Consider the following 24,824-nt stretch of genomic DNA (forward strand, 5'->3'; position numbering starts at 1 on the left):
CGAGGCCCTGTGGCGCAGTTCTGACCCAATGCCGATGATCAGGAGATGAAGATGGAAGTCACGCTAACCGGCGGCTCGGGTGTCCTGGGCCGAAACCTGACAAGGCGGCTTGTCGCGATGGGGCATCGTGTCACCAGCCTGGATCTGTCCCCCATGCCGGAAATCGAGAACTGCAGGCAGATCATTGGCGACATCCGGGATGAAGGGACTGTGGCGCAGGCGGTTTCGGGCGCGGACATTGTGATCCATGCGGCTGCGGCATTGCCAAGCTACCGCCCGCAGGACATCCGGTCCATCTCCGTCGGCGGCACCCAGACCGTCATGGATGCCTGCCATGCGGCCGGGACCGAACGGGTTCTTCAGATATCCTCTTCGGCGGTCTATGGACTGCCAGATGTGGTGCCGACAACGGAAGACTATCCGCGGGAGCGAGTCGATCCGTACAATTGCGCCAAGATCGACGCGGAGCTGATTTGCGAAGCGTATCGGGCCAAGGGCATGTGCATTCCCATTCTGCGGCCGAAGACCTTTCTGGGGCCCCATCGGCTTGGCATCTTCTCGATGCTGTTCGAGTGGGCCGAGGAGGGACGCAATTTTCCGCTTATCGGAGGCGGCCATTACCGGAGTCAGCTGCTTGACGTCGACGATCTGGTCGACGTGGTCGTGGCGGCGATGACCCTGCCGGACGTTCAGGTGAACGACAATTTCAATGTCGCCGCAACCGACTTCACGACACTTCATGACGATTTCCAGGCTGTGCTCGACGCTGCGGGCAAGGGCAAGAAAGTCATCCCGCTGCCGGTCGGCCCGGCAATCGGATTGCTGCGCCTTCTGGAAATGTCGGGGGTCTCGCCGGTTTACAAGCGGCTTATCTACAAGCTGAGCCGCGATGCCTATGTCAGCACCAGTCATGCGGAAACCACACTCGGGTTCCGTCCGAGACATTCAAGCAGGCATGCCATCCTGAGGACGTTCCAGTGGTGGCGGCAGCAGAACATGTCGAAGGCGGCCAGCCGGCAGACCGGTCGCACGAGTCGGGAACCCTGGAAGCAAGGCGCGCTCGGTCTGGCCAAGTGCATGTTTTAAAATTAGAAATTCGAGGCGATCGGGATGTTTGAACGCAACGCTGGATCTTGGGTGAGACACTTATGGCACAGGAAGCCGGGCACGCGTATCCGCGGCGGGGTCTTGTCGAAAACGGTCCTTGCCCTGTCCATCCTGTGGCTCGCATTCGCCATAACGCATGAGATCCTGACCGGAAGGTTCTGGCTCTGGGTTGTTCCCGGAGTGGCGCCGCCGATCCTGTTCGCGGCGGTTCCCCTTGTTCTCGCGATCCTGACTGTGTTCATCCGACCCTACAGGGGTGCCGTTTTTCTGGTCGCCCTGGCCGCGTTTGTTGTTTCCGTGCCATCAACCGGACTTAACTTCTCGGTGCTGACACCCCGGGCGGAAGCCGTACAGCCCGGCCTCGCGGTCTCGGTGGTTCAGATGAACACGGACTACTGGGGCCAACTCCGCGACGGAACGCTCACGGATCCGAGAAACAAGGACGCCATGCTGGCGTACCTGCGGTCCCTGGACGCCGATGTCTACCTGTTACAGGAACACATGCAGCGGGTGGGCAATACCGCGCCCCCGGTGACGGATCTGTCGGATGTCGCGAAAGTCTTTCCCGAATATCAGGCGATCGCGGCGGGAACCCTGCTGACACTGAGCCGTCTGCCGGTGTCGGAACACGCCGTTGTGCGCTCCAGCAACCCACCCATCCTGCAGCTGCCGCCGCCGCCTTACGCGTTGAAAGTCGATGTGCGTGTCGGTGAACGGGTCCTGTCCACCTACAATATCCACATGCCGATCCAGATCATCATCGAGAAAAACTGGTTCTCATGGGATTTCTACAACGAAATCAGGCGGCGTCATTTCATCCGAAAGGACGAGTTCGCGGCTCTGACGGCGGACGTCTCCCGGAACCAATTGCCGCTCGTCGTCGCCGGAGATTTCAATACCAGCCCGGCAATGGGCGACAATCGGGAGCTTCTCGCCGTGAGCCAGGACGCCGCCGCCTTCAGCTCGATCGTGTATCCGGCCACCTGGCGGGTCGGAGGACAACTGCCGAAACTGTGGCGAAACGACTGGTTCCTGATCCGCAATGACATCCGGGTTGACCGGTTTGAACAACTGGATCCGGAGGGAAATTCGGATCACCTTGCGCAATTTGTCGGTTTGACGCTCATGGATCAGCCGGAGGGTGCTTCCGGAAAATGACATCGAGCCAGGGAAAGGTCACTTCCCGGCCGAAAATGCGGGTTCAGAAAGATGTCACGGACGCGGTGGGCCGGGTCTTTTCAGCACGTTGCAGAGCCGGTCGATGGTGCGTCTCACTTCGGGAAGGTGGCGATCGTCCTGATGTGTGACGAGCCACTGGTCGTGGGACAGTTCCGGTATCGTGTTCCCGGTCCGCTGCAGGGCCTGTTGGCTGTCGCCGATAAACGTCGGCAGGAGGGCGATGCCCATGCCCGCCAACGCCAGATCCAGACTGTTGCGCGGCGCATTGACCTCGCAGAGAGCATCATTCCCGACGGTCCTGTCCAGCCATCGCGCAGAAGGTGTGTCCGCCAGCACCTTGATCCACCGTTCTGGCGCGCCGGGCAGGGCGTAAGGTGCGAACTCGACTTGCATGAGTTTTCGGCCCGCGAGGTTTTCTCCAGAGGGGCGTTGATTGCGGAAACCGATCACAACTTCGCGGTGCGGAATGTTCAGGGTTTTTTCCGCCGAAATGAACCGCAGCCGGATATCCGGCGGCCTGCCCGTGATGTCATCGAGGCACTCCAGCAGGGCCAGGGTTGTCCACGTTCCGGCGGAAATCTTGATCAGCGGCCGCTCTGTCTGTTCCGGCGTCGCCGCCAGCCTGAGGATGCGGGTCTCGATTTCGGTGAGCGCCACCATCAAGTCGCGCCCCTCGGCAGTCAACTCGTAGCCGCGGTCGTGCCGGATAAACAATTCGCGCTTCAACGTCCGTTCCAGCGCGTGCATTCGGCGACCCAGGGTCGCGGGGCTGCGCCGGGTCGATTTCGCAGCCGCCGAAAGGCCGCCATCCCGAGCCACCGCGAGGAAGAGATGCAGATCGCTCCAGTCCAAATCCTTTTCAACCATGAAAAGATCCGTTCAAACAGTTTCATTTCGTCATTCAGACAAAGACTTTATTTTAAGAGCAGGTCAAGTGCCGTAGCCGTGGTCCGGCAAGCCCTCTGCGGGAGAAAAGGACGGAGTGAAGCACGCCGGCCCGAGAAGTGACGGAGACGGATATGAAGTTTCCCCCGAACCTGGGAACGGGCGAAGTGCCGTTTCCCCACGCCCGGCAAACGCAGGCACGACGCGATGAAGACGCCTTTCTGGAAGCGCATGGCGGTGCCGGTTGCGTCGTGCTGTTTCGAATTGTCGAAGCGATCGCGTCTGGCGGTGAGCCCTTGTGGCGGCGGTTTCTCAAATTTCTGCGGGCTTTTCCAAAGGCAAGCCCGGAACCTTCCGCAGTGTCAAAACAGGAGCATGTATGACGCAAGCCAAGAACAGCAGTCCCTCCATGGCGAAAACCGGCTTGGGACAGGCAGGCCCGCTGGTTTCCCGAATGGGGCTCGGTACCATGACCTTCGGCGCGGAGACGGACGAGCAAGAGTCTTTCCGGCAGCTCGATCTTTTCGTCGACCAGGGCGGAACCTTCCTTGATACCGCCGATGTATATGGCGGCGGGGTCTCGGAAGAAATCATCGGCAAATGGGGGCGCCGGCGCGGCGGCATGGGAGAGCTTGTTCTTGCGACCAAGGGACGGTTCGCGCCGCCGCCCGGAAGCCACGGCGCCTCTCGGCGCGCTATCGTGCGATCCGTGGATGCCAGCCTCAAGCGGCTGCAGGTCGAGGCCATCGATGTTTATTTCATTCACGGCTGGGATCGCCACACCGATGTCGCCGAGAGCCTGGCCACGCTGGACGACCTCGTCAGCGCGGGCAAAATCCATAATATCGCGTGGTCGAATGTCTGCGGGTGGCAGATTCAGAAAATTGTCTCGACGGCCCGGGCACAGCGGTATCCCGTTCCCGTGGCCGTCCAGCCTCAATACAATCTACTGGACCGGGGGATCGAACTCGAAGTCCTGCCGTGCTGCCTGGAGGAGGGAATGTCACTGACGCCGTGGTCGCCTTTGGGCGGTGGCTGGCTGACCGGCAAATATACCGCTGACGCACGGCCAGCCGGAGCGACCCGGCTGGGAGAGGATCCTGACCGGGGCGTGGAGGCCTATGACCTGCGCAACACCAGCCGGACGCATGCCGTTCTCGAGACGCTCAGGTCCATCGCATCCGACCACGGCCGGCCTCCTGCCCATGTGGCGCTCGCCTGGCTTGGCAGCCGCCCCGGCGTTGCCTCGATCCTGCTGGGCGCGCGCACCGCGGAGCAACTGGCCGACAATCTTGCGGCCAGGGATCTGGTTCTGGCAACGCCTGAACTGGAAGCCTTGACGAAAGTGTCCTCACCCGGCCTGCCCGCATATCCTTACGGGTTTCTGGAAGACTGGTCGCAACTCGGTGTCTGGAAGACGCTCGGAACGTAAATCAGTTCAGGATTGGAATGCAGGCGGGCCTTGTCAGACAGCCGCCAGCGCGTCCCGATCCTTCTTGCGCATGCGTTCCGAAGCGGACTTGAGCTGGCCGCAGGCGGCGAAGATGTCGCGGCCGCGCGGGGTGCGGATGGGGGAGGCGTAGCCGGCGCGGTTGACGATGTCGGCGAATTCCTCGATCCGTTCCCAGTCGGAGCACTCGTACTCGGAGCCCGGCCAGGGGTTGAAGGGGATCAGGTTGATCTTGGCCGGAATGCCCTTCAGCAGGCGGACCAGATCGAGCGCGTCCTTGTTGCTGTCGTTGATGTCCTTCAGCATCACATATTCGAAGGTGATGCGCTTGGCGTTGGACAGGCCCGGATAGTTGCGGCAGGCCTCCAGCAGCGCCTCGAGGTTCCACTTCTTGTTGATCGGAACCAGAACATCACGCAGGTCGTCGCGGACCGCATGCAGTGAAATTGCCAGCATGCAGCCGATCTCGTCGCCGGTGCGGAAGATTTCCGGCACCACGCCGGATGTCGACAGGGTGATCCGGCGCTTGGACAGCGACAGGCCATCGCCGTCGGAAGCGATCAGAAGCGCCTTCTTGACGTTGTCGAAATTGTAGAGCGGCTCGCCCATGCCCATCATGACGATGTTGGTGACCAGGCGGCCCTCGGAGGGAACGACGGCGCCCTGGGGCGTGTGGGCGTCGGGAAAATCGCCGAGACGGTCGCGCGCCAGCAGGATCTGCGAGAGAACTTCCTCCGCGGTCAGGTTGCGGACAAGTTTCTGGGTGCCGGTGTGGCAGAAGGTGCAGGTGAGCGTGCAGCCGACCTGGGAGGAGACGCAAAGGGTTCCCCGGCCTTCTTCTGGAATATAGACGGTCTCGACCTCGACGGGACGGCCGGCACCGCGCGGCGGAAAGCGGAACAGCCACTTGCGGGTGCCGTCGACCGAGATCTGCTCGGTGACGATTTCCGGACGGGCAATCGTGAAGGCGTCGGCCAGTTTCTGGCGCAGGTCCTTGGCGATATTGGTCATATGCGCGAAATCGGACACGCCGCGTACATAGAGCCAGTGCCACAGCTGGGAGGATCGCATCCGCCACTGTTTCTGAGGCACGCCGATCGTGCCGAGAGCCTCGCCAAGCTCGTCGCGGGAAAGACCGATCAGTGTCGGCTTGTCCTCGGCCTGCAGGAGCGGGCCCGCTGCACCTGGGACGGTTTGCGCGTTCGGATTGTCCCGCGCGATGTCGAGCGTAATCGCCATGTCATGATCCGTTGTTTCGTCCGGCGCATGTCAGGGCGTTTCAGTTTCGAACGCGGCCGCCGGGTTACCTGGCCAGCAGGTAGGAACCTAAGGGCCTCCAAAACCACAATCGGGCGGAAAAATCAAGGTTTCCGCTGCGCAGGGGAGCCATGCGCGCAGGAGCGGGGCCGTTGAATGCGAAAATGAATGCGAAAACCCGGACCGGCACTGGCGTGCCGATCCGGGTTCCATCCGTGTTGCTGCGGCAACAGACGCCGTTACCGGCAGGCCTGGGCCGCGGTGTCGATCGCGGCGGTGACGCCGGACAACGAGAACTTGTAGGTGGTGCGGGTCCCACGGCTGGATTCGCCGTTGACCGACATTTCGCGCCCGGCCTTCATGGCAGCCACCAGCTGCGCTTCGGTCGCCGCGTTTTCCACCCAGGCCCCGTCATTGTTGGTGAACAGGGAGAAGTCCTTGCCGTCGATATTGACGGTCACGGACGACTTGTCCTTGAAGGGGTAGCCGACCAGCAGGCTCGGTTCGGAGCTGACACCCTCGGCGGGCCGCGATGTCACGAAGAAGAAGACATCTCCGTGATTGCGGTCGCCCGGGAGCATTGTGGTTGGCTTGGTCAGCGCATAACAGACCTTTCCGCTTCCGCCGGTCAGCGCATAGGCCGCCCAATCCTTGTGCTGCTTCAGGAGCGTCGGGGTTTGCGCGAAAGCCACTGCACTCGAAACGGCCAGACCTGCGAGGGCTAGAACCAGCGATTTTGCTTTCATCATCTCCACACCGTTTGGCTTTGAGTTTCCGTCAAATTCTATTCAATTGCCGTTTGACATATAAACCTTGCTTTAATGATAACTTAAAGCGGGTTACGAAAGGGTTGAAGCCCGACAATCGATTTTTGTCTGTTTCCCGGCGTCCCTGATTGTCCCACAGGCTGTTGCGGCAAAAGGCGGCAACAGTGTGGCGAAGGCCGCGGCCTTCTTTCGAATCGTCGCGAACCTGCCGGAGCCGGTCCCGCAAAAATGGTCTTGTGCGACCGGGACAGTCTGGTTCCGGTGCCGGGCACCCGCGTTGCCCGGACACTTTCGGGTCGAACGACTTCCGCGAAGCCGGATCCTTCTAGGCTGATGACAAACGGGCCACCCGCACCGTGGCGCCACCTTGACCATGCAGCGCATCGCGCGCCAAGCCGCAGGCCTTGCCGGGTGGATCGTAAATCGCCATCAAATGGTTTCCTACAAGCGAGAAACGCTCTAAAGATTGTCGAGGGCCCGAGGATTGGCAGGGAGTGTTACGGTCGTTGGCGCATGCACAGTACTTATCGGGTCTTATCGTCAAGGTTGCGGCCGAACGGGACAAGGCCGCCTTCGTCGAATTGTTCGACCACTTCGCGCCACGCCTGAAGGGTTATCTGATGAAACAGGGCGCTGACGAGGCCACGGCCGAGGAAGTCGCCCAGGACGTCATGGTCACGCTGTGGCGCAAGGCCGAACTGTTCGATCCAAGCAAATCATCCGCCAGCACCTGGCTCTACCGGGTTGCACGCAACCGCCGGATCGACCGGTTGCGGCGGCGCAAGGCTGCCGATCTCAATCCGGAAGAGCCCGCGCTTCAGCCGACACCCCTGCCTGATATCGCCGATGAAATGGATGCCCGGCTCCGGGAGGAGCGCGTGCGGTCGGCTCTGGCCCAATTGCCGGAAGAGCAGAGGGAAGTCGTCAGGCTCGCCTTTTTCATCGGCCAGTCGCACAGCGAAATCGCCGAAGCATCCGGCCTGCCGCTTGGCACCGTCAAATCGCGGATACGCCTTGCCTTCGGCAGGTTGCGCCAGATCATCGAGGCGGACGAGGCCGTCGATGTGGATTAGGTCACGGCCTTGCAAATGTGAGGCAGCAGGCTAGTTCCCCGGCACCTTCCGTCCGCCGCGCATGACCGGGCCGCCGCTGACGTGTTTCGGACGTTCGGTCTTGGGTGCGCCGGCGGTGACCGGGCGGTCCGCAAAGCGTCCGAGCGCCCGGTGGCGGTCGTACATGACGATCGCGCCGGCCATCGCCACGTTGATGCAGAAACTGGTCGGGATCTTCACAACGTGGTCGCATCTGGCCAGCATGTCCGGCGACAGCGAGCCGCGCTCGGGACCGAGTACGTAGGCCGCCTGAAGCGGGTGGCCGAAACTCGGCAGGTCGATGCTATCGTCCGTCAGTTCGATGCCAACAAGCTGACAGCCTCTTGGCAGATCCATGGCATCGACGCTGTCCCAGGTGAACACGGGCAGGTGGCCGGGGCTCTTGGAAGTGTCGGACGGCGGTGCGTTGCGGATTTTCCTGTCGGCGTCCACCGTGAAGAAGAAGTTCGCCCCGAACGCGTGCGCCGAGCGCATCAGCGTGCCGAGGTTCATCCGTTTCGAGAGGCCTTCGGCCCCGATCGCAAAATACCCGCGCATTCATCCGTCCATTTCTCGGTTTGCAGCCTCATACCCGAATTCGGCCGGGGCAGAAAGTTTTCCGGCGTATCTCAACCGCTTCCTAATCCGGAATGCCAATTCCTGCCGGACGCATGACTTGCTACCCTTGCCTTGAACCGGTGCGTTCCCGCGCTCAAGATACAAGAGGTTGCCGTGAAAGCCTGCCTTTGCAAATCCTTCGGTCCACCCGAAAGCCTGGTCATCGAAGACATCGCGGAACCGGTGGCCGGCCCCGGTGAGGTTCTGGTCCGGGTCCGGGCCTGCGCGCTCAATTTCTTCGACACGCTGATCATCCGGGGCAAATACCAGTACAAGCCGGACCTGCCGTTTTCACCCAGCGCCGAATTTGCCGGTGTTGTCGATTTGGTCGGAGAGGGCGTCACGTCGGTGTCGCCGGGCGACCGGGTCATGGGGTACATGCGCTGGGGCGCGGCGCGGGAAAAGGTCGTGGTCGGCGAGAACGCCCTGGTGGCCCTGCCGGACGACGTGTCCTTTGAAACCGCCGCCGGTCTGTCGGTCACCTATGGCACCACGCTGCATGCCTACCGGGACCGGGCCGGGCTGAAGGCCGGGGAGACCGTCGCCGTCCTTGGCGCTTCGGGCGGGGTCGGCCAGGCGGCAGTGGAAATTGCCGCGATCATGGGGGCAAAGGTGATTGCCTGCGCCTCGTCGGAGGACAAGCTGGCGTTTGCACGGACACTCGGCGCCGAACTGACCGTCGACTATTCAACACAGCCGCTCAAGGAAACCCTGAAGGACCTCACGGGCGGCAGGGGGGTCGATGTCGTCTATGACCCGGTCGGCGGCGACCTGTCGGAACAGGCCCTGCGGGCCACAGCCTGGGAAGGCCGGTTCCTGGTGGTCGGATTTGCCGCCGGGGAGATCCCCAAAATCCCGCTCAACCTGTTGCTGCTGAAAGGCTGTGACATGCGCGGCGTGTTCTGGGGCGCCGCGCTCGACCGGGACCCGGACGGCCACCGGGCCAACATGGGCCAGGTCCTTTCCTGGATAGAGGACGGCCGGCTGAAGCCGCATGTTCACGGCGTCTATCCGTTGGAGGACATTTCCACCGCCCTTGCGGAAATCGCCGCGCGCCGCGTGCGCGGCAAGGTCATCGTGACGCCTTGAGAATCTGCACGGGACAATCGGGCGGCAGAGCCGGAACAACAGGTGGCTGATCCTTTGAGACAGGCCTTTGGCCTTCCTCAGGATGAGGGTGATTTTGACATGAGCCCGATTGGACCCCAAAAACCGACCTCATCCTGAGGAGGGCCGTCAGGTCCGTCTCGAAGGATGGGCCGCACTCCGGCAGTTCTATGTCCTCAGACGGAAAACTCGGCGATCACGGGGGCATGATCGGAGGGTTTTTCCCATCCACGCGCGTCCCGCAGCACGCTTGTGCCCTTGATGTAGGGCGCCAGCGGTGCCGAGACCCAGACATGGTCGAGGCGGCGGCCCTTGTCGGCGGCTGCCCAGTCCTTGGCCCGGTAACTCCACCAGGTGTAGAGCTTTTCCTCCATCGGCGTGAACTGACGCATGGCATCCAGCCAGCCGCCGGTCTCGCGCAAGTTTTCAAAAAGCTCGGTCTCCACGGGCGTGTGCGAGACGACTTTCAACAGTTTCTTGTGCGACCAGACGTCCTGCTCATACGGGGCCACGTTCAGATCGCCCACAAGCACGGCCGGCTTCGCTGTTTCCGCACCCTGAAGCCAGGCCTGCATCTCGGCCATGAAATCGAGCTTGTGACCGAATTTCGGGTTGATCTCGCGATTGGGCTCGTCGCCGCCAGCCGGCACATAGAAATTATGCAGCCGCAGGCTGGATCCGTTGAACGGCACATCGACGGCCACGTGGCGGCTGTCGCCCATGTCGCAGAAGCCGCGTTTCTCGATGTTGCTCAATGGCAGGCGGGACAGGGTCGCGACCCCGTGATAGCCCTTCTGGCCGTTGATGGCCATGTGCTCGTAGCCGGCCTTGCGGAAGGCGTTTTCCGGAAAGTTGGCGTCCGGGCACTTGGTCTCCTGGAGGCAGATCACGTCCGGCGCGGTTTCCTCGATCAGCTGTTCGACGATCGGCATGCGCAGGCGCACGGAGTTGATATTCCAGGTGACGAGCTTGAGACGATCGGTCATGAGATCCTTGCCGGGGGAGGTTCGAAGGTATCCCGAGTCATAAGGATTTGACCGGCGAGTGCAACGGTTTTGGCGATCGCCAGCCGCTCCTGCCCCGGTCGTGACCTAACCGTAGGCCTTCGGAAACAGGGTCGGGGCGTTGTAGCACTTGCGCAGGATCTTTTCCGCGCGGGCGAAATAGACGGTCTTGTCGCCCGGATCGAAATAGCGCAACCACAATTCATTGGCACTGGTCCACTCGAAACCGTTTATGACAATCCAGTGGGTCCACAGGCCCTTGGCGCTCTGGAGCATGATGAAAGGCGCGTTTCTTTCCACGAAATCGAGGAATTCCAGAATCGTCGAGTCGTCAACGGCGAACGCCGTGTCTTCGTTGATCGTGTATTTGTTGATATTCAGATTTGTCAGTCTGGCTTTTTCAAAGAGCGTCTTGGCATCCGGGCCGGTGATGAATTTTTCGTCGCGATATCGTTGCGCGAATTCCGGATCAATTTCCTCCAGAGCGTCCTCGACCTTCCGGCCGGGAGACGACTTGCCCCAGTCGTAGACATTCGCGAGCGCGGCCGCCCAGCAACCATTGTCGTTGTCCTGCTTGTAGTTGGGCAGCTCCGGAAAGATCCGGTAAATTCTGGGGTCGGGGTAGCGGATCTTCTTTTCAAGCCTTGCGGCCCATCTGAGCGGCAGACAGATCTTGCCCGGGTCCGCGGCTATGGAAAATGCGAAGTTCTTTCCTTGCGGACCGAGATCCTTGCAGCCGATCTTGTTGCGCAGGTACCAGTTCACTTCCCTCGGATCGGTGGTTCCGAAGCATTCCTTGAGGAGATTTTTCGCGGAGGTGCCGACACGGACCGCGATGTTCTCCAGTGTGTCACCGTTGACGACCCGGTAGAACGCATATCGGGACATGTCTACGGGGGCGTATTCGTTGTAGAAATAGTGAACCGACGCGGGCTTTTTTTCATAATCCGCCGCCAGAGGCGGAAGATGCGGAGGGGATGCCATGACCATGCCTTTCGTCTCATAGACCTGAACGGACCTTGTCCTTGAACAATAGGCCGCGCGCCCGCTGATGCCGTGACGGCGGTCACAGGTGCGCGCAATCTGCCGATTGATTTCCGGAGGCAGGGGAGGAAAGCGGCCACCAAAGTCATTTCGGGCAGTCGCGGAAGAAGAAAATCATCGGAGATATTGCGGGGACGCCGAGGCAGGGCGTGGTCGCGGTCCGGATGTTACGGGTCCGTATCGTCTTCGGACGGGGCCTTGCCGGTCTCGCCGGCCAAACGCAGCGCCTGGTGCGTGAGTGCCGGGCCCACAAGCTCGAATACGACGGTCGAGCCGATGATCACGGTCAGGATCTCGTTCCGGTATTGCGGCAGGGTTTCGGCGGCCACAAGTGCCATGCCCAGGGCAACGCCGGCCTGGGGCAGCAGCGACAGGCCGAACAGATAGCTGTCCTTCCTGCCGGCGCCGGGGGAAACCCTGCCACCGAGCCAGCCGCCGACGAAACGTCCCACCAGCCGGAGGACGATGTAGCCGCCGCCCAGCAGGCCGAGGTCCCAAAGCCGGGCCGGTTCCAGGGACGCGCCGGCCAGCACGAAGAAAAAGATCATGAAGGGCCATTCGACATGTTCGATTTCATGAAAGGGGCGGCTGTGATGACGTCCGGAATTGACCACTGTCGCACCGCAGGCAATGCCGGCCAGCAGGAACGACAGGTCCAGCCACAGAGCCAGTCCTGCGGTCAGAAAGACAATGCCGAGAGCTTCGGCCAGTGTCGGATCGCCGGGCTTGATGCGGCCGGACAGGTAGCCGGCGGGCAGGCCGATGAAGACACCCAGCAGGATCGATCCGGCCGTTTCCCATGCCGCGTGCAGCAAGGCGCCCGACCCGTCGCCGCCGGTGAGGGCCTGCGCGCCCATCAGGCACAGGGCGAACATCAGGATGCCCCAGATGTCGTCGACGGCGACGATGCCGGATAAGATCGAAGTGAACGGTCCACTGGCCTTGTCCTGGCGGATGACGTCGTTGGTCGCGGCCGGGTCCGTCGCGGTGGCGAGCGCCGCCAGCACCAGCGCCAGGGCCGCCGGCACGCCAAGGAGCCACAATCCGGAAAAGACGATGGCGGCGGTGGCGAGGACCGCGCTGACAGAGATGATTGCAACAGCGCTGCCGCTGTTCCTGAGGTGCACCCTGGAGAGTTTGCCGCCGAGCAGAAACGCGACCATGGACAGTGCCAGCACCGAAAGCGTGTCGTAGAGCGCGGTCAGGTTGTCCGGCAGAAGGTTCAGCATCGCCGGGCCGGCCGCAAGTCCGCACAGGATCAGCAGGGTTACACGCGGCAATTGCGTGCGGTGACCGATCTCGTCGGCCAGCATGCCAATGAGCAGCAAGGTGCCGATAGCCATCAGTGTGTGGGCGATTTCCATCTCTCTTCATGACCCGTGCGGTCCGAAAGGTCCTTGATCCGCCGCAAACCCGGGGGCAGGGCAAAGGCCGATACGTATTTTTGCTGAAAAATCGTCAATCCGTCCATACTCCGTTAGGAAATCCCACGCATTTTGGACCAGGGCGGAAAGCTTTTTTTAACCTTCTCGAGGACGCTGTGCTGGAACTGGTGAAACAATTTTGTTCGGTCTTCGGGGTCCTGTTCCTGGGCTCCTGCGCGGCATATGACTTTCCCGATCCGACACCGGAAGACTATGCGGTGCACGGCATCGACATCTCGCGCTGGCAGGGTGACATCGACTGGGTGGCGGCCAAGCGGTCGGGGGTCGCCTTCGCCTGGATCAAGGCGACGGAGGGCGGTGATCATGTCGATCCGCGGTTCGTCGACAACTGGGTCGGCGCGCGCCAGGCCGGTGTGCCGCGCGGCGCCTATCATTTCTACTATTTCTGCCGGCCGGTCGAGGAACAGATCACCTGGGTGAAAGAGATCGTTCCCGTGGACCCGCAGGCCATTCCGCTGGTTCTGGACATGGAGTGGAACGCTCATTCCAAGACCTGCCAGAAGCGTCCGGCGCGTGCGCAGATCCTGCGCGACATGAAGATCTTCCTCGACGAAATGGAAAAGCACTACGGCAAACGTCCGGTGATCTACTCGTCGGTCGACTTCCACCGGGACCGGATGGTCGGAGCACTCAAGAACGAGCAGTTCTGGCTGCGGTCCGTCGCCAATTTCCCGAACAACATCTACGACCAGCGCGACGACTGGGTGTTCTGGCAGTATACGGCGGAAGGCCGGGTTCCGGGCATCCGCGGCGATGTCGACCGCAACGCGTTCTTCGGTACCAAGTCCCAGTTCCGCGACTGGTTGAATGGCGACTTGAAGCGCTAGGCTGGAGCAATGGAAAAGACGTGCGAGAAAATCCTCACACGTCCTGACTTGCTTGTCGTGTCGTCGATCGAGGGCTTGGCGGCCGGCCACAAGCGGGCGGGTTCTTCCGACGGCTCGGGTTCAGCCGAAAATTATTGTTGTGTCAGATCTTGCGCCAGCATGAGCGCATTGCCGTCCGGATCGTAGAATGTGGCGGTGCTGACCATGCCTTCTATGGTTTCGGTCTCGCCGTCGAATTTCACGTTCTCCCTTTCAAGGGCTGCCCGGGCCGACGCAATATCCGCAATACCAAACACGGGCACCAGGTTGCCCGGAGACGGTTCCATCTGCTCGCCCAGTCCAAGGGTGACGCCTTCCGTTTTGGTCTGCATTTCGCTCCAGCCGGCCTCATCGATATGCATCAGCAGCTCGAAGCCCAGGTTCTTCTCATACCAGTCCGCACTGGCATGGCGGTCACGCACCGACAGGGCGAGGGTGATGGTGTTTTCCAAAGAAACGACAGGCATGAAACTTTCCTCTGTAGCAAAAATATAGTAGCTATAATTCATGGATATGCCTCTGCTTGTCAAGCTCACATCGAAAGCCTGGTCCCTGAAGACACTGGCGCTGCTGCATTCCGGCGTTCCGGGCCGGCAGGCACCGTTGATCGCAGCAACCACGGCGTCGCGCAGTGCCTTTGCCGCCAGCCTGGAGCTCCTGATCCAGCTGGACCTGCTTGAGAAAAACCCGGGCCATGGCCACCCGCTCCGGCCGGAATTCCGTTTGACGGAGCAAGGCAAGGTGGTGGCCGCCATGGCCCACAGCATCCTGGAAGCAGCACCAGGCGAGGACGGTTTTGGTATTTTGAAACGAAGCTGGCCCGTGCCTATCCTGGCGTTGACGGAGGCTCCCAGCCGGTTTTCCGCCATCAGGTCCGGTCTGGGGGCGATTACAGATCGCGCACTTTCCAAGTCACTGGGGATGCTCGAAGAACGGGAGTGGCTTCGGCGTGAGATCGATGTGTCACAACGCACGCCGTTTCCGACCTATCAGGCGGTAAATGCGGGGCAGACAATCAATCGGGCCATAGGACTGAGCCTTTGAAGCCGTTCCCTGGAGGCTGCGAAACTTCAGTGTCCACAGCCTCAAGAGAAGCCGGCCCGGCTTTGCGGCTCTATCCTAGCGAACGGCGATCTGGTGAGCCACGTCCCTGCCGTTGCTGACGGTGACCTGGGTGAAGCCGATCATTTTGCAGAAATCGAGAAAATTCAGATCCTGCGGCTGGCTGGAGCGCGCGAAGAGCTCCGTTGAACGGGCCATCGAGGTCAGCGAGGCCAGCAGCGCGCGCAACCGGTACAGCGTGTTGTACTGACCGTCGCCGGTCGCCACGATGATCAGCTTCTCAAGGTCGGCACCCTTCGCAAACAGATGGTATCCGATCACGCGGCCGCGCTCTTCGTGCCGGCCCGCCAGCCCGATGACGAACGCCGCCCGCGAAGTCTTGCCGGCATCGGGCGAGGGTGTGAGTTCGGAAACATAGACCTCCCGCGTTTGAGGCTCCGGGTAATAATAACCCGCATGGGCGTCGAAGGCCGCCGCCGGGCCGGTTACGGCGGCAAGCCAGAGCAGCGACGCTGCGAGTCCGGCCGCGATAAAGTGAGTCTGTTGCATGGTGCTGTGCCCCGAATCTTTGCCCGTTTGCTGCGAATGAATGACCGCAACCGGACCCATCAAGCCGCGAACGCAAGCCGGACGCAAGCCACCAGGGCGAAGATGCGGCGACGAACACGTCGAGGAAAGCATGCGACGCTATATTTTTGCCATGTTGTCTCCGCACTGGTTGTGGGTGCCGGGGCGCAGATTTTCGGAGTTTTGAACATGTTGATCCGCTTGTCGCTGGCGTTGATCGCGGTGGCCCTGACGGCCTTGCCGGCCGCCGCGCAGTCCCGTCCGGCAATCGCCTATACGACCGCGAACCTGAACATGCGTGCCGGTCCGGGGACAAACTACCCGGTGATCGCCACCGTTCCGCGGGGCGGCGGCGTGACCGTGTTCGGCTGCACCGCCGATTTCAGATGGTGTGATGCCGCCTTCGTCAACATGAAGGGCTGGGTCTCCGGGAAATACCTGAGCTATGGCGGAGACGGTATCTATTACGGCCGGCCGCTGCCGAGTGCAGGTATCCATCTTGGTGTGCCGCGCTACCGGGGCAACTACCGGATTTATCCAAGTGGCGGCCCCGTCTACAAGGGCGGGCCTCCGGTTGCCGTGCAGCCGGTGCCTGCACAGCCCAGGGTCTTGCCGCCCGCACAGGGCTATCCCTACGGTCAGCCCCTTCCCCGCAACGAGCCGTGCCCGCGCTACCCTGACCGCTATTTCGAGCATCAGGTGTGCTGAAGCCTGCGGCGTGGCCGGTCTATCGAGCCGGTGTCAGTGCCTGTGCGGAGGCGGCTGTCGGGGCCGGTCCGGCCATGACCAACGACCAGAACACCTTGTGCTTGGCATTGGAGGCATAGGTGGTGGCAATGCCCAGACGGGTGGCGTCGCCGGTCAGCAGAACCTGATCGTGCTTGGGTGATTCCCGCCATCCCGAAAATGCCTCGGCGAAGGTCCGGTAGCCGGCGCTGACATTTTCTGCCGCCGCCGTCTTGGGCTCCCCGATCGAGGCCATGCGGGCGGCGAGTTGCTGGCTCGGCGCAAGCGAGGCCTTGACGGTTCCGGCCGCCGCCATGGCATCCGCCTGGGATTTTGCGATTGTGGTGAGCCGGGGATCCGGTTTGACCGGCAGCAGGCCGTTGTTGATCCGGTACTGGGAGATCATCTGCGCGGCGGTTGCCGCGTCGACCTGACCGTCCACCCGCGCCATGTCCTGGTAGAACGGCGGGGTCTGCGTCCGGTCGCCCATGCAGGCGGCGAGGGTGAGTGCGGCCGCGCCGGCAACGGCGCCCATCAGGATGCGACGGTTCTTCGAAGGAAGGATCAAGGTCTTGAGGTCCCGTTTTCTTGCAAGGGGCGTGATTCGCCCAGGCTGCAACGGTGATGGGACCACAGTTGAGCAGAATTGCGGCGCGGTTCGAGCGAACAGGGCAGACGCCTCCGGCAGCATCTGGTTTGTCCGGCAGCCGGGGCCACTTGATTTCTGATATTTCTTGTAACATATAAAGTTACATAAATGGCGCCGGGCCGGCCAGTCCTGCTTGATGCCTTGATCCGTCCGCGCCGCCTGCGAGGGAGTATGCAATGTCCTCATTCTCGGACCCTGCCGCCGTGTCGGGATATGCCGACAGGACGGCGCGGCTGGTGCCGGGTCTCCGGGACCTTCACCGCATGGCCGGCATCCTGCTGGCGGAACGGGCCCGGCAGGACGCGCATGTTCTGGTTCTGGGCGCCGGTGGCGGGCTGGAGCTGAAGGCCTTCGCCGGGATGTATCCGACGTGGCGGTTCTGCGGTGTGGACCCTTCAACCGAAATGCTGAACCAGGCCCGGGCGGAACTCGGCTGCTCCCGTGGACGCGTGACCTTTCACGAGGGCTACATCGAGGACGCGCCGGCGGGCCCCTTCGATGGGGCAACCTGTCTTCTCACCCTGCATTTTCTGGAAGAAGCGGAGCGATTGCGGACGCTGCGCGAAATACGCCGGCGTCTGACGCCCGGAGCGGCTTTCATTGCCGCCCACCACAGCTTCCCGGTGGAGGCCGGCGGCAAGGACAGGTGGTTTGGACGGTTCGCAGCTTTCTCGTCCGCATCCGGCGGGTCAGACCCTGATGCCGGGGCGGGCATCGCGGCGATGAAACAACGGCTGCCGGTTCTCTCGCCCGAACGCGATCGGGAGCTTCTGTGTGAAGCGGGTTTTGCGGATGTTGAATTGTTTTACGCTGGATTCACGTTCCGGGGATGGGTTGGCCGGGCGCCATAGCGACCAGCAAAAAAAACCGGCCCGCGGAACACGGGCCGGCCGGTTTTCATGCGGTTCCGGCATTCTGCCAGAAAGTGTTGATCACGGCCCGTCTGATGGCCCGTGCCGGCAAGGCGCGCCGCGTCGCGCCTTGTCCGATACACCGCGATGCCCTGACACTCTTTGGGCGTGCGGGGAGCTCAGGCCATCAGCGCTTGCACGCGTCAACAACGTCCTCGTAGGTTCTCAGACCGGTCGTCGGTGCACAGACGAGAACCGACATGTTGCCGGGAGCATGCTGGTTCTTCCACATCTTGGTATGGGCCTTTGGGATCTGGTCCCAGGGAAACACTTCTGACATATACGGGTCGATGCGCCGCTCGATCATCAGCTTGTTGGCCGCCGAGGCCTGTTGCAGATGCGCGAAGTGCGAGCCCTGCAGGCGCTTCTGGTGCATCCACATGTAGCGGACATCGAAGGTGCAGTTGAAGCCCGAGGTGCCCGCGCAGATCACGACCATGCCGCCCTTCTTGCACACGAAGGTGGAGACCGGGAAGGTCGCCTCGCCGGGGTGCTCGAAGACGATATCGACATTGTTGCCCTTGCCGGTGAACTCCCAGATGGCCTTGCCGAACTTGCGGACTTCCTGAAACCACTCACCGTATTCGGGTGAATTGACCTTCGGCAACTGGCCCCAGCACTTGAAGTCCTTGCGGTTGACGACGCCCTTGGCGCCGAGATCCAGAACGAACTGACGCTTGTCCTCGTCCGAGATCACGCCGATCGCGTTGGCGCCTGCCGCCGTGATCAACTGGATGGCATAGGAACCGAGGCCGCCGGAAGCGCCCCAGACCAGAACGTTCTGACCGGGCTTGAGTTCATGGGGGTGATGGCCGAACAGCATGCGGTAGGCGGTGGCCAGCGTCAGCGTGTAGCAGGCGCTTTCCTCCCAGGTCAGGTGCTTCGGGCGCGGCATCAGCTGCTGCGCCTGGACACGCGTGAACTGCGAGAACGAACCGTCCGGGGTCTCGTAGCCCCAGATGCGCTGGGACGTGGAGAACATCGGATCGCCGCCGTTGCATTCCTCGTCGTCGCCATCGTCCTGATTGCAGTGCACCACGACCTCGTCGCCGACCTTCCAGCGCTTGACCTTGTCGCCGACGGCCCAGACGATGCCGGAAGCATCCGATCCGGCGATATGATAGGGCGCACCATGACCGTCGAAGGGGCTGATCGGTTCGCCGAGACCCGCCCAGATACCGTTGTAGTTGACGCCCGCGGCCATCACCAGAACCAGAACCTCGTGGCTGTCCAGCTCCCAGGTCGGTACGACCTCGAGTTGCATGGCGTCTTCGGGCGGCCCGTGCCGGTCGCGCCGGATGGCCCAGGCGTACATGTTTTTCGGCACGTGACCGAGCGGCGGAATCTCACCGATTTCGTAGAGGTCTTTCACCGGAGCGTCCTCGCGCGTTCGGTTGTCATTGGCTTCGGCGGCTGCTGTCATTCTCCCCTCCCAGGGCTTGTTGGCCTTAGAATCTCGCAATTGCACAACGGTTGCTCGGGCAAAAACCTGATTTTGCGCAACTATCGTTCAAAAACCCGGCTCATATCTATACGACTATTGCTTAACTTGCGTTTTGGTGCCAAGCGTATTTTGCATTGCAAGAGAGAGTTTCGCGGGTGCGCAAACTCCGGCACACCTCTGTCCGACCGGGAGACGCAGGCGGACGTGCTGCCGTAGACCCGAAGAAAAACAGGCGCGTGAGCGCCTCAGGAGGATGAGCGGCATGAGTGCGACGGGCGAAACGGGGCAGCACAAGGACCGTCCCTGGATTTTCCGCACCTATGCGGGGCATTCGACGGCGGCGGATTCAAACAAGCTGTACCGTGGCAATCTTGCCAAGGGACAAACCGGACTGTCGGTGGCGTTCGATCTGCCGACCCAGACAGGCTACGACCCGGACGACCTGCTCGCGCGCGGCGAGGTCGGCAAGGTCGGCGTGCCGGTGGCGCATCTGGGCGACATGCGCACCCTGTTCCGGGACATCCCGCTGGAGCGCATGAACACGTCGATGACGATCAATGCGACCGCACCCTGGTTGCTGGCGCTTTATGTCGCGGCGGCTGACGAGCAGGAGGCGGACCGCACGCTTCTTGCCGGCACCACACAGAACGACATCATCAAGGAATACCTGTCCCGGGGCACGTATGTGTTTCCGCCGGCGCCGTCCCTGAAACTGACCACGGACGTGATTGCCTGGACCTATTCCAACATGCCCAAGTGGAACCCGATGAATGTGTGTTCCTATCATCTGCAGGAAGCCGGGGCGACACCGGTGCAGGAATTGTCCTTCGCGCTGGCCACGGCGGTTGCCATTCTGGACTCCATGAAAGCCGGCGGCGCGATCCCGGAGGCGGATTTTCCCAAGGCGGTGGGCCGGATTTCCTTTTTCGTCAACGCGGGCATGCGGTTCATCACCGAGATGTGCAAGATGCGCGCGTTCACCGAGTTGTGGGACGAGATCTGCCGGGACCGCTACGGCGTCGAGGACGAGCGCTACCGCCGGTTCCGCTACGGGGTCCAGGTGAATTCGCTTGGCCTGACCGAACCGCAGCCGGAAAACAACGTCTACCGCATTCTGATCGAGATGCTGGCGGTGGTCCTGTCCAAGAACGCCCGCGCCCGCGCGGTGCAATTGCCGGCCTGGAACGAGGCGCTCGGCCTGCCGCGCCCCTTCGACCAGCAATGGTCGCTCCGGATGCAGCAGATTGTCGCCTATGAGACCGATCTTCTCGAATATGCGGACATCTTCGACGGTTCCGCCGAGATTACCCGGAAGGTGGACGCGCTGAAGGAAGAGGCACGCGCGGAACTCGCGCGGATCGATGCCATGGGCGGCGCGGTGGCGGCGGTGGATTCCAGCTACATGAAGCGCCAGCTTGTGGAATCCAACTCCGCGCGGCTGGCGGCCATCGAGGCAGGCGACCAGGTGGTTGTCGGTGTCAACAGATGGACCGACAGCGAACCCTCGCCGCTTGCGGCAGGCGAGGATGGCGGCATTCTGACCGTGCCCGAGCATGTCGAGGAAGAAGCGATCGAGAAAATCAGGGCCTGGCGCGCGGAGCGCGACACAGCCGCGGTGGAAGCCGCGCTCGGCGCCCTGAAGGCGGCGGCGCAGGAAGGTCGCAACATCATGGAGCCGTCCATCGCCGCGGCCAGGGTCGGTGCGACCACCGGGGAATGGGGCCGCACCCTGCGCGAGGTGTTCGGAGAATACCGGGCGCCGACAGGTGTGGGACAGAGCATGCGCGAGGACGGAACCGACCTGGAAGCGGTGCGCGGCGAGGTCGAAGCGGTCTCCGGGAAACTTGGCCGGCGGCTCAAGTTCCTCGTCGGCAAACCCGGCCTCGACGGGCATTCCAACGGGGCGGAGCAGATCGCGGTGCGCGCAAGGGACTGCGGCATGGAAGTCGTCTATGAGGGCATTCGCCTGACGCCCGACCAGATCGTCAATGCAGCTGTCGAGGAAGACGTTCATGTCATCGGCCTCTCCATCCTGTCCGGATCTCATCTTGCGCTGGTGCGAGACGTGGTGGACAGGCTGCGGGCGGCCGGTGCGGACGACATACCGGTCGTTGTCGGCGGGATCATTCCGGACGAGGACGCCGCCGAGCTCAAGGCCATGGGCGTTGCTGCCGTCTACACGCCCAAGGATTTCCAGCTCACCGACATCATGGCCGACGTGGTCCGGATCGTCGGCAGCGGAGCGCCGAAGGCGGCCTGACGTTCAGGCGGAGCCGTCGTTGCAGCAACGGCCTCGTGCCACTTCGCTGATTCGCCAGGTGGTTTGTTCCCTGTGAAACAGTGGGTTAACACTACGTAAAGCTTTGTTAACTCTTTGTTGAGAGATTCAAAGGGTGCCGCCAGAAAGGCGGCAGTTCTCTGAATGGCCAGGAGGCCGGAATGGCGACGATTGAGCGGCCGGTATCGGCCCAGGTCGTGGCGCATGCGACAGAGTATCCCGCGGACCGGGACGGTGACGATGCCGGCCATGACCGCAGAAAAAAGCGTGACACCGCAGAGCGCCAGGACACAGACACCGGCAGGCCCGAGGATAACCCGGCCGTCCTTGTCGATGCACACCACATTGAAAATCACACGCTCGACGGCGTCGCGGCGTATCGTGCGGCCGCGCTGCAGGCGCTGGAACCGGGTATCGATCACGGTCCGGTCCATCCCCTGCCCGGGCCGGTCAACCGGCTTCCCGCGGACAATATCCGTCATGCCTATGAGGACCGCGGCGACGACGAGCCTGCGCATGCCGTCAATGTGGCGACCTGAGCGCACCGGATATCGCGCCTCCAAAAAGCCCTGAACCGATCAACACTTGATCGGCTTCGCAGACTTCCCAAATTGCAGCTACATACGTATTGATGCGTATATCGCGCCGCTTGTTGCATGGCCAGGGGCGGTTCAGGGCATGGAGGCTCAACGGCGTTGACCGAAACCATCGTAAACCTTGCGGCGCAGAACCTGCTGTCGCCGATTATTCTCTTTTTCGCTCTCGGGCTCGGTGCGGCGCTCGTGCGCTCGGATCTTTCGGTTCCTGAAGCTGCCGCAAAGACCCTGTCGATCTATCTGCTGTTCGCGATCGGATTCAAGGGCGGGGTCAGTGTCAGTGGGCACGGTGTCGACGCCGGTTTGCTCCTCTCGCTCCTGGCCGGTCTGGTGCTGTCCTTCGCCATTCCGTTCGCGGCATTCGCTCTGCTGCGGGTGATGACCTCCCTCAACACAACAGACGCCGCCGCAGTTGCCGGGCATTACGGATCCATTTCCATCGTGACCTTCGTGTCGGCGACGTCGGTTCTGCAGAGCCAGGGTCTGGCAAGCGAAGGGTACCTGGTTGCCGTCGCGGCCGTGATGGAAGCGCCGGCGATCCTGTCGGCGCTGTGGCTGGCGGCGAGGGCCCCGGCGAACGGATCGGGCCGGTCCGGGGGAATGTCCGGTCTCTGGCGCGAAATCCTCCTGAACGGGTCGATTGTTCTGCTCATCGGATCGTTCGTGATCGGGCTTCTGTCCGGACCGAAGGGGCTCGCCGACATCGAAAGTTTCATCGTCGCGCCGTTCAAGGGCGTGCTGTGCCTGTTTCTTCTGGACATGGGTCTGGTTGCCGGGCGGGGGCTCCGGGCCAGCGCCGGGCAATTGCGGCCGGGCTTGATCGGGTTCGGCATCCTGATGCCGGTACTGGGGTCTGTCGCCGGCCTTGCCGCGGCCGGTCTTGTCGGCCTGTCCACGGGAGGGACGGTGCTGCTGATGACCCTCAGCGCGTCGGCCTCCTATATCGCCGTTCCGGCGGCGATGCGGGTCGCCCTGCCCGAGGCCAACCCGTCCATTTATCTGACAATGTCGCTGGGGATTACCTTTCCTTTCAACCTTACGATCGGAATTCCCCTCTACCTCAGCATCGCCCAGGCAACCGGAGGATAAAGCCGTGGACACGAAAGACGCCAAGCGGGTCGAGATCATCATCGAAGCGCCGATGGAAACCCGGCTTACCGACGCGCTCGACGGGGCCGGTGTCACCGGCTACACGATCCTGCCGGTCATGGGCGGCAGCGGTCTGTCCGGGCGCTGGAGCCGCGAGGGCCAGGTGTCCCGGGCGGGCGGCATGGTGGCCATCGTCTGCATCACCCGTCCGGATCGGCTGGACCTGCTTCTGGAAGCCGCTTTTGCCGTCGTCGAGCGGCATATCGGCGTCATTTCAGTAAGCGATTGCGCCGTGCTGCGGGCCGAAAGGTTCTGAGGCGGGCGGGCGGCGACCCGCTGGGAGGCGGCGCCCGGCTCAAATTTCCCTTGAACTGCCGCGGTTCAGGCGCCGGGATTGATTGATTTGCATTCCCCTTGTCTGGTGGTATGACCCAAGTGAAATACGAGCCGGTTCGGCTCGAAAGTGCTGGAGACGCATCCTTGAATTTTCCAACGCACCTCATGACCGGATATGGCCGCTTTCTCAACAAGGGTTTCGTCCGCTACAAGGAAACGCATGAGCGCCTGGCGGTTTACGGTCAGACGCCCGAGGTGATGGTGATTTCCTGCTGCGACAGCCGGGTGACCCCGGAAGGCATTTTCAATGTCGGACCAGGCGAATTGTTCGTGGTGCGCAACGTGGCCAACCTGGTGCCGCCCTACGAGGATACCGAGGGCCAGCACGGCACCAGCGCGGCGATAGAATTCGCGGTCGACAGCCTCAAGGTGAAGCATATCGTCATCATGGGCCACGGCCAGTGCGGCGGTGTGAAGGCTTTCCGTGAAAACGCCAATGCGCCGCTGGCCACCGGCCAGTTCATCGGCCGCTGGATCAAGCTGCTGGAGCCTGCGGCAATCGCGATGGCCTGCATGCCGATCGACAAGGCGGACGACCCGCAGCTCGCCATGGAATATGCCGGCATCCGGCAGTCGCTGAAAAACCTGATGACCTTCCCGTTCATCGAACGTGCCGTTCAGCAGGGCGTTCTGCAGATCCACGGGGCCTGGTTCGACATCGGGTCCGGCGAATTGCGTGTGATGGACCCGGAAACACAGCGCTTCGACAAGGCCGAGCCGGACATTGCTGAAGGTGCTCCATGACCCGGGACACCAACGAACCGGACATGGGTTTTCCCGTGCTCTACCGGCGCATGGCGGCCTATAACGCCTTGATGACGGAGAGGGCCTATGTGGCGGCGGGGCAGATGAGCGACACGGACAGGAAAGCGGACAAAGGCGCCTTCTTTCGCTCGGTCCACTCCACGCTCAATCACATTCTCTTCGCGGACAGGGCCTGGATGGGCCGGTTCACCGGGCGCAGCTATGAGATCAAGGGCATGGGCGTCGATCTATACGAGGATTTCGAGGCCCTGAAGGCGGCCCACCTGGCGATGTGCGCCGACATTTCGGCGTTCTGCGAAGAGTTGACGCCGGACTGGCTCGCCGGTGACCTGCAGTGGACGAGCGGGATGGACGGCATCGCGCGCAGCCGGCCGCGCTGGCTGCTCGTGACCCACATGTTCAATCACCAGACCCACCATCGCGGGCAATTGTCGACGCTTCTGAACCAGGCGGGGATTGATATCGGCGTGACCGACCTGCCGTTCATGCCGGATCTGGCTGAAGGTGATACAGCCTGACGG

27 protein-coding genes are annotated in these 24,824 nt (G+C 62.2%); 16 read left to right on the plus strand and 11 right to left on the minus strand.

The features are described 5' to 3' along the window. Positions 1 to 51: 51 nt before the first annotated feature. On the plus strand, positions 52 to 1,086 hold the full coding sequence (locus AC0VX3_RS03420) for an NAD-dependent epimerase/dehydratase family protein (protein WP_475523543.1): 1,035 nt from the start codon (positions 52 to 54) through the stop codon (positions 1,084 to 1,086). A 102-nt stretch (positions 1,087 to 1,188) separates the two neighbouring features. Then, positions 1,189 to 2,265 carry an endonuclease/exonuclease/phosphatase family protein gene (locus AC0VX3_RS03425; protein WP_475523544.1) on the plus strand — a complete coding sequence of 359 codons (1,077 nt, stop codon included), beginning with the start codon at positions 1,189 to 1,191 and terminating at the stop codon, positions 2,263 to 2,265. Between the two features lie 54 nt (positions 2,266 to 2,319). Here AC0VX3_RS03425 and AC0VX3_RS03430 read toward each other — a convergent pair whose 3' ends face one another. Then, positions 2,320 to 3,153, minus strand: coding sequence for a LysR family transcriptional regulator (locus AC0VX3_RS03430; protein ID WP_475523545.1), 834 nt, complete (start codon positions 3,151 to 3,153; stop codon positions 2,320 to 2,322). 152 nt (positions 3,154 to 3,305) lie between these two features. Here AC0VX3_RS03430 and AC0VX3_RS03435 point away from each other — a divergent pair, with 152 nt between their 5' ends. Both AC0VX3_RS03435 and AC0VX3_RS03440 read left to right on the plus strand, forming a co-directional pair. Further along, positions 3,306 to 3,554 carry a hypothetical protein gene (locus AC0VX3_RS03435; protein WP_475523546.1) on the plus strand — a complete coding sequence of 83 codons (249 nt, stop codon included), beginning with the start codon at positions 3,306 to 3,308 and terminating at the stop codon, positions 3,552 to 3,554. Further along, complete coding sequence (locus AC0VX3_RS03440) at positions 3,551 to 4,603, plus strand: aldo/keto reductase (RefSeq protein ID WP_475523547.1); 1,053 nt, start codon at positions 3,551 to 3,553, stop codon at positions 4,601 to 4,603. The genes AC0VX3_RS03435 and AC0VX3_RS03440 overlap by 4 nt, the downstream gene beginning before the upstream one ends. Positions 4,604 to 4,636: 33 nt before the next feature. Here the strand turns inward: AC0VX3_RS03440 and rlmN are convergent, their stop codons facing one another. Beyond that, positions 4,637 to 5,860 (minus strand): dual-specificity RNA methyltransferase RlmN, encoded by a 1,224-nt coding sequence (gene rlmN, locus AC0VX3_RS03445; RefSeq protein ID WP_475523548.1) that lies wholly within the window; start codon positions 5,858 to 5,860, stop codon positions 4,637 to 4,639. A gap of 257 nt (positions 5,861 to 6,117) precedes the next feature. After that, positions 6,118 to 6,627, minus strand: a complete 510-nt coding sequence (locus AC0VX3_RS03450; RefSeq protein ID WP_342893674.1) for an invasion associated locus B family protein — start codon at positions 6,625 to 6,627, stop codon at positions 6,118 to 6,120. A gap of 524 nt (positions 6,628 to 7,151) precedes the next feature. Between AC0VX3_RS03450 and AC0VX3_RS03455 the strand changes: the two genes are divergently transcribed. Further along, positions 7,152 to 7,718, plus strand: coding sequence for a sigma-70 family RNA polymerase sigma factor (locus tag AC0VX3_RS03455; protein WP_475523549.1), 567 nt, complete (start codon positions 7,152 to 7,154; stop codon positions 7,716 to 7,718). Between the two features lie 30 nt (positions 7,719 to 7,748). On the opposite strand, the gene AC0VX3_RS03460 is transcribed toward AC0VX3_RS03455, so the two are convergent. Next, entirely contained in the window at positions 7,749 to 8,294 is a 546-nt protein-coding gene (locus AC0VX3_RS03460) for an RNA methyltransferase (RefSeq protein WP_475523550.1), read from the minus strand. Between the two features lie 174 nt (positions 8,295 to 8,468). On the opposite strand from AC0VX3_RS03460, the gene AC0VX3_RS03465 reads away from it, so the two are divergent. Then, entirely contained in the window at positions 8,469 to 9,443 is a 975-nt protein-coding gene (locus tag AC0VX3_RS03465) for an NADPH:quinone oxidoreductase family protein (RefSeq protein ID WP_475523551.1), read from the plus strand. A gap of 194 nt (positions 9,444 to 9,637) precedes the next feature. Here AC0VX3_RS03465 and xth read toward each other — a convergent pair whose 3' ends face one another. The 3 genes from xth to AC0VX3_RS03480 all read right to left on the minus strand — a co-directional run bounded on the left by xth (position 9,638) and on the right by AC0VX3_RS03480 (position 12,873). Then, entirely contained in the window at positions 9,638 to 10,447 is an 810-nt protein-coding gene (gene xth / locus AC0VX3_RS03470; protein ID WP_475523552.1) for an exodeoxyribonuclease III, read from the minus strand. 105 nt (positions 10,448 to 10,552) lie between these two features. Beyond that, a complete protein-coding gene (locus tag AC0VX3_RS03475) occupies positions 10,553 to 11,449 on the minus strand; it encodes a papain-like cysteine protease family protein (protein ID WP_475523553.1) in 897 nt (298 codons plus the stop codon). A 227-nt stretch (positions 11,450 to 11,676) separates the two neighbouring features. After that, positions 11,677 to 12,873 (minus strand): cation:proton antiporter, encoded by a 1,197-nt coding sequence (locus AC0VX3_RS03480; RefSeq protein WP_475523554.1) that lies wholly within the window; start codon positions 12,871 to 12,873, stop codon positions 11,677 to 11,679. Positions 12,874 to 13,058: 185 nt separating this feature from the next. Here AC0VX3_RS03480 and AC0VX3_RS03485 point away from each other — a divergent pair, with 185 nt between their 5' ends. Next, positions 13,059 to 13,781 (plus strand): glycoside hydrolase family 25 protein, encoded by a 723-nt coding sequence (locus AC0VX3_RS03485; RefSeq protein ID WP_475525129.1) that lies wholly within the window; start codon positions 13,059 to 13,061, stop codon positions 13,779 to 13,781. Positions 13,782 to 13,912: 131 nt separating this feature from the next. On the opposite strand, the gene AC0VX3_RS03490 is transcribed toward AC0VX3_RS03485, so the two are convergent. Next, a complete protein-coding gene (locus AC0VX3_RS03490; RefSeq protein ID WP_475523555.1) occupies positions 13,913 to 14,287 on the minus strand; it encodes a VOC family protein in 375 nt (124 codons plus the stop codon). A gap of 40 nt (positions 14,288 to 14,327) precedes the next feature. Here AC0VX3_RS03490 and AC0VX3_RS03495 point away from each other — a divergent pair, with 40 nt between their 5' ends. Continuing rightward, on the plus strand, positions 14,328 to 14,864 hold the full coding sequence (locus AC0VX3_RS03495; RefSeq protein WP_475523556.1) for a winged helix-turn-helix transcriptional regulator: 537 nt from the start codon (positions 14,328 to 14,330) through the stop codon (positions 14,862 to 14,864). Between the two features lie 75 nt (positions 14,865 to 14,939). Here the strand turns inward: AC0VX3_RS03495 and AC0VX3_RS03500 are convergent, their stop codons facing one another. Then, the gene (locus AC0VX3_RS03500; protein ID WP_342893685.1) at positions 14,940 to 15,431 is read right to left on the minus strand and encodes a hypothetical protein; all 492 of its coding nucleotides are present in this window, start codon (positions 15,429 to 15,431) and stop codon (positions 14,940 to 14,942) included. 207 nt (positions 15,432 to 15,638) lie between these two features. On the opposite strand from AC0VX3_RS03500, the gene AC0VX3_RS03505 reads away from it, so the two are divergent. Next, positions 15,639 to 16,157, plus strand: coding sequence for an SH3 domain-containing protein (locus AC0VX3_RS03505; RefSeq protein WP_342893686.1), 519 nt, complete (start codon positions 15,639 to 15,641; stop codon positions 16,155 to 16,157). Between the two features lie 19 nt (positions 16,158 to 16,176). On the opposite strand, the gene AC0VX3_RS03510 is transcribed toward AC0VX3_RS03505, so the two are convergent. Beyond that, on the minus strand, positions 16,177 to 16,743 hold the full coding sequence (locus AC0VX3_RS03510) for a CAP domain-containing protein (protein ID WP_475523557.1): 567 nt from the start codon (positions 16,741 to 16,743) through the stop codon (positions 16,177 to 16,179). A gap of 257 nt (positions 16,744 to 17,000) precedes the next feature. Here AC0VX3_RS03510 and AC0VX3_RS03515 point away from each other — a divergent pair, with 257 nt between their 5' ends. Beyond that, positions 17,001 to 17,675 (plus strand): class I SAM-dependent methyltransferase, encoded by a 675-nt coding sequence (locus tag AC0VX3_RS03515; RefSeq protein WP_475523558.1) that lies wholly within the window; start codon positions 17,001 to 17,003, stop codon positions 17,673 to 17,675. A 187-nt stretch (positions 17,676 to 17,862) separates the two neighbouring features. Here the strand turns inward: AC0VX3_RS03515 and ccrA are convergent, their stop codons facing one another. Beyond that, positions 17,863 to 19,158 carry a crotonyl-CoA carboxylase/reductase gene (gene ccrA, locus AC0VX3_RS03520; RefSeq protein WP_342893689.1) on the minus strand — a complete coding sequence of 432 codons (1,296 nt, stop codon included), beginning with the start codon at positions 19,156 to 19,158 and terminating at the stop codon, positions 17,863 to 17,865. Positions 19,159 to 19,432: 274 nt separating this feature from the next. Between ccrA and AC0VX3_RS03525 the strand changes: the two genes are divergently transcribed. From AC0VX3_RS03525 to AC0VX3_RS03550, 6 genes are all read left to right on the plus strand, one after another. Next, complete coding sequence (locus AC0VX3_RS03525; protein WP_475523559.1) at positions 19,433 to 21,439, plus strand: methylmalonyl-CoA mutase family protein; 2,007 nt, start codon at positions 19,433 to 19,435, stop codon at positions 21,437 to 21,439. A 179-nt stretch (positions 21,440 to 21,618) separates the two neighbouring features. Continuing rightward, complete coding sequence (locus AC0VX3_RS03530) at positions 21,619 to 21,996, plus strand: hypothetical protein (RefSeq protein WP_342893691.1); 378 nt, start codon at positions 21,619 to 21,621, stop codon at positions 21,994 to 21,996. A gap of 156 nt (positions 21,997 to 22,152) precedes the next feature. Continuing rightward, complete coding sequence (locus AC0VX3_RS03535; RefSeq protein WP_475523560.1) at positions 22,153 to 23,142, plus strand: sodium-dependent bicarbonate transport family permease; 990 nt, start codon at positions 22,153 to 22,155, stop codon at positions 23,140 to 23,142. 4 nt (positions 23,143 to 23,146) lie between these two features. Continuing rightward, positions 23,147 to 23,458 (plus strand): P-II family nitrogen regulator, encoded by a 312-nt coding sequence (locus AC0VX3_RS03540; RefSeq protein ID WP_475523561.1) that lies wholly within the window; start codon positions 23,147 to 23,149, stop codon positions 23,456 to 23,458. A 185-nt stretch (positions 23,459 to 23,643) separates the two neighbouring features. Beyond that, entirely contained in the window at positions 23,644 to 24,282 is a 639-nt protein-coding gene (locus AC0VX3_RS03545; RefSeq protein ID WP_475525130.1) for a carbonic anhydrase, read from the plus strand. Next, complete coding sequence (locus tag AC0VX3_RS03550) at positions 24,279 to 24,821, plus strand: DinB family protein (protein WP_475523562.1); 543 nt, start codon at positions 24,279 to 24,281, stop codon at positions 24,819 to 24,821. Before AC0VX3_RS03545 ends, AC0VX3_RS03550 begins: the two co-directional genes overlap by 4 nt. The last annotated feature ends 3 nt before the right edge of the window (positions 24,822 to 24,824 follow it).

The sequence above is a fragment of the Roseibium sp. QJM3NY_11 genome, assembly GCF_056173175.1.

Bases quoted from the DNA above. Each gene is read 5' to 3' on its own strand.
- xth (WP_475523552.1), bottom strand. From the start codon at position 10,447: ATGACCGATCGTCTCAAGCTCGTCACCTGGAATATCAACTCCGTGCGC.
- AC0VX3_RS03500 (WP_342893685.1), bottom strand. From the start codon at position 15,431: ATGCAACAGACTCACTTTATCGCGGCCGGACTCGCAGCGTCGCTGCTC.
- AC0VX3_RS03440 (WP_475523547.1), top strand. From the start codon at position 3,551: ATGACGCAAGCCAAGAACAGCAGTCCCTCCATGGCGAAAACCGGCTTG.
- AC0VX3_RS03430 (WP_475523545.1), bottom strand. From the start codon at position 3,153: ATGGTTGAAAAGGATTTGGACTGGAGCGATCTGCATCTCTTCCTCGCG.
- AC0VX3_RS03495 (WP_475523556.1), top strand. From the start codon at position 14,328: ATGGATATGCCTCTGCTTGTCAAGCTCACATCGAAAGCCTGGTCCCTG.
- AC0VX3_RS03490 (WP_475523555.1), bottom strand. From the start codon at position 14,287: ATGCCTGTCGTTTCTTTGGAAAACACCATCACCCTCGCCCTGTCGGTG.
- ccrA (WP_342893689.1), bottom strand. From the start codon at position 19,158: ATGACAGCAGCCGCCGAAGCCAATGACAACCGAACGCGCGAGGACGCT.
- AC0VX3_RS03530 (WP_342893691.1), top strand. From the start codon at position 21,619: ATGGCGACGATTGAGCGGCCGGTATCGGCCCAGGTCGTGGCGCATGCG.
- AC0VX3_RS03515 (WP_475523558.1), top strand. From the start codon at position 17,001: ATGTCCTCATTCTCGGACCCTGCCGCCGTGTCGGGATATGCCGACAGG.
- AC0VX3_RS03480 (WP_475523554.1), bottom strand. From the start codon at position 12,873: ATGGAAATCGCCCACACACTGATGGCTATCGGCACCTTGCTGCTCATT.
- AC0VX3_RS03550 (WP_475523562.1), top strand. From the start codon at position 24,279: ATGACCCGGGACACCAACGAACCGGACATGGGTTTTCCCGTGCTCTAC.
- rlmN (WP_475523548.1), bottom strand. From the start codon at position 5,860: ATGGCGATTACGCTCGACATCGCGCGGGACAATCCGAACGCGCAAACC.
- AC0VX3_RS03460 (WP_475523550.1), bottom strand. From the start codon at position 8,294: ATGCGCGGGTATTTTGCGATCGGGGCCGAAGGCCTCTCGAAACGGATG.
- AC0VX3_RS03475 (WP_475523553.1), bottom strand. From the start codon at position 11,449: ATGGCATCCCCTCCGCATCTTCCGCCTCTGGCGGCGGATTATGAAAAA.
- AC0VX3_RS03505 (WP_342893686.1), top strand. From the start codon at position 15,639: ATGTTGATCCGCTTGTCGCTGGCGTTGATCGCGGTGGCCCTGACGGCC.
- AC0VX3_RS03435 (WP_475523546.1), top strand. From the start codon at position 3,306: ATGAAGTTTCCCCCGAACCTGGGAACGGGCGAAGTGCCGTTTCCCCAC.
- AC0VX3_RS03545 (WP_475525130.1), top strand. From the start codon at position 23,644: ATGACCGGATATGGCCGCTTTCTCAACAAGGGTTTCGTCCGCTACAAG.
- AC0VX3_RS03420 (WP_475523543.1), top strand. From the start codon at position 52: ATGGAAGTCACGCTAACCGGCGGCTCGGGTGTCCTGGGCCGAAACCTG.
- AC0VX3_RS03525 (WP_475523559.1), top strand. From the start codon at position 19,433: ATGAGCGGCATGAGTGCGACGGGCGAAACGGGGCAGCACAAGGACCGT.
- AC0VX3_RS03450 (WP_342893674.1), bottom strand. From the start codon at position 6,627: ATGATGAAAGCAAAATCGCTGGTTCTAGCCCTCGCAGGTCTGGCCGTT.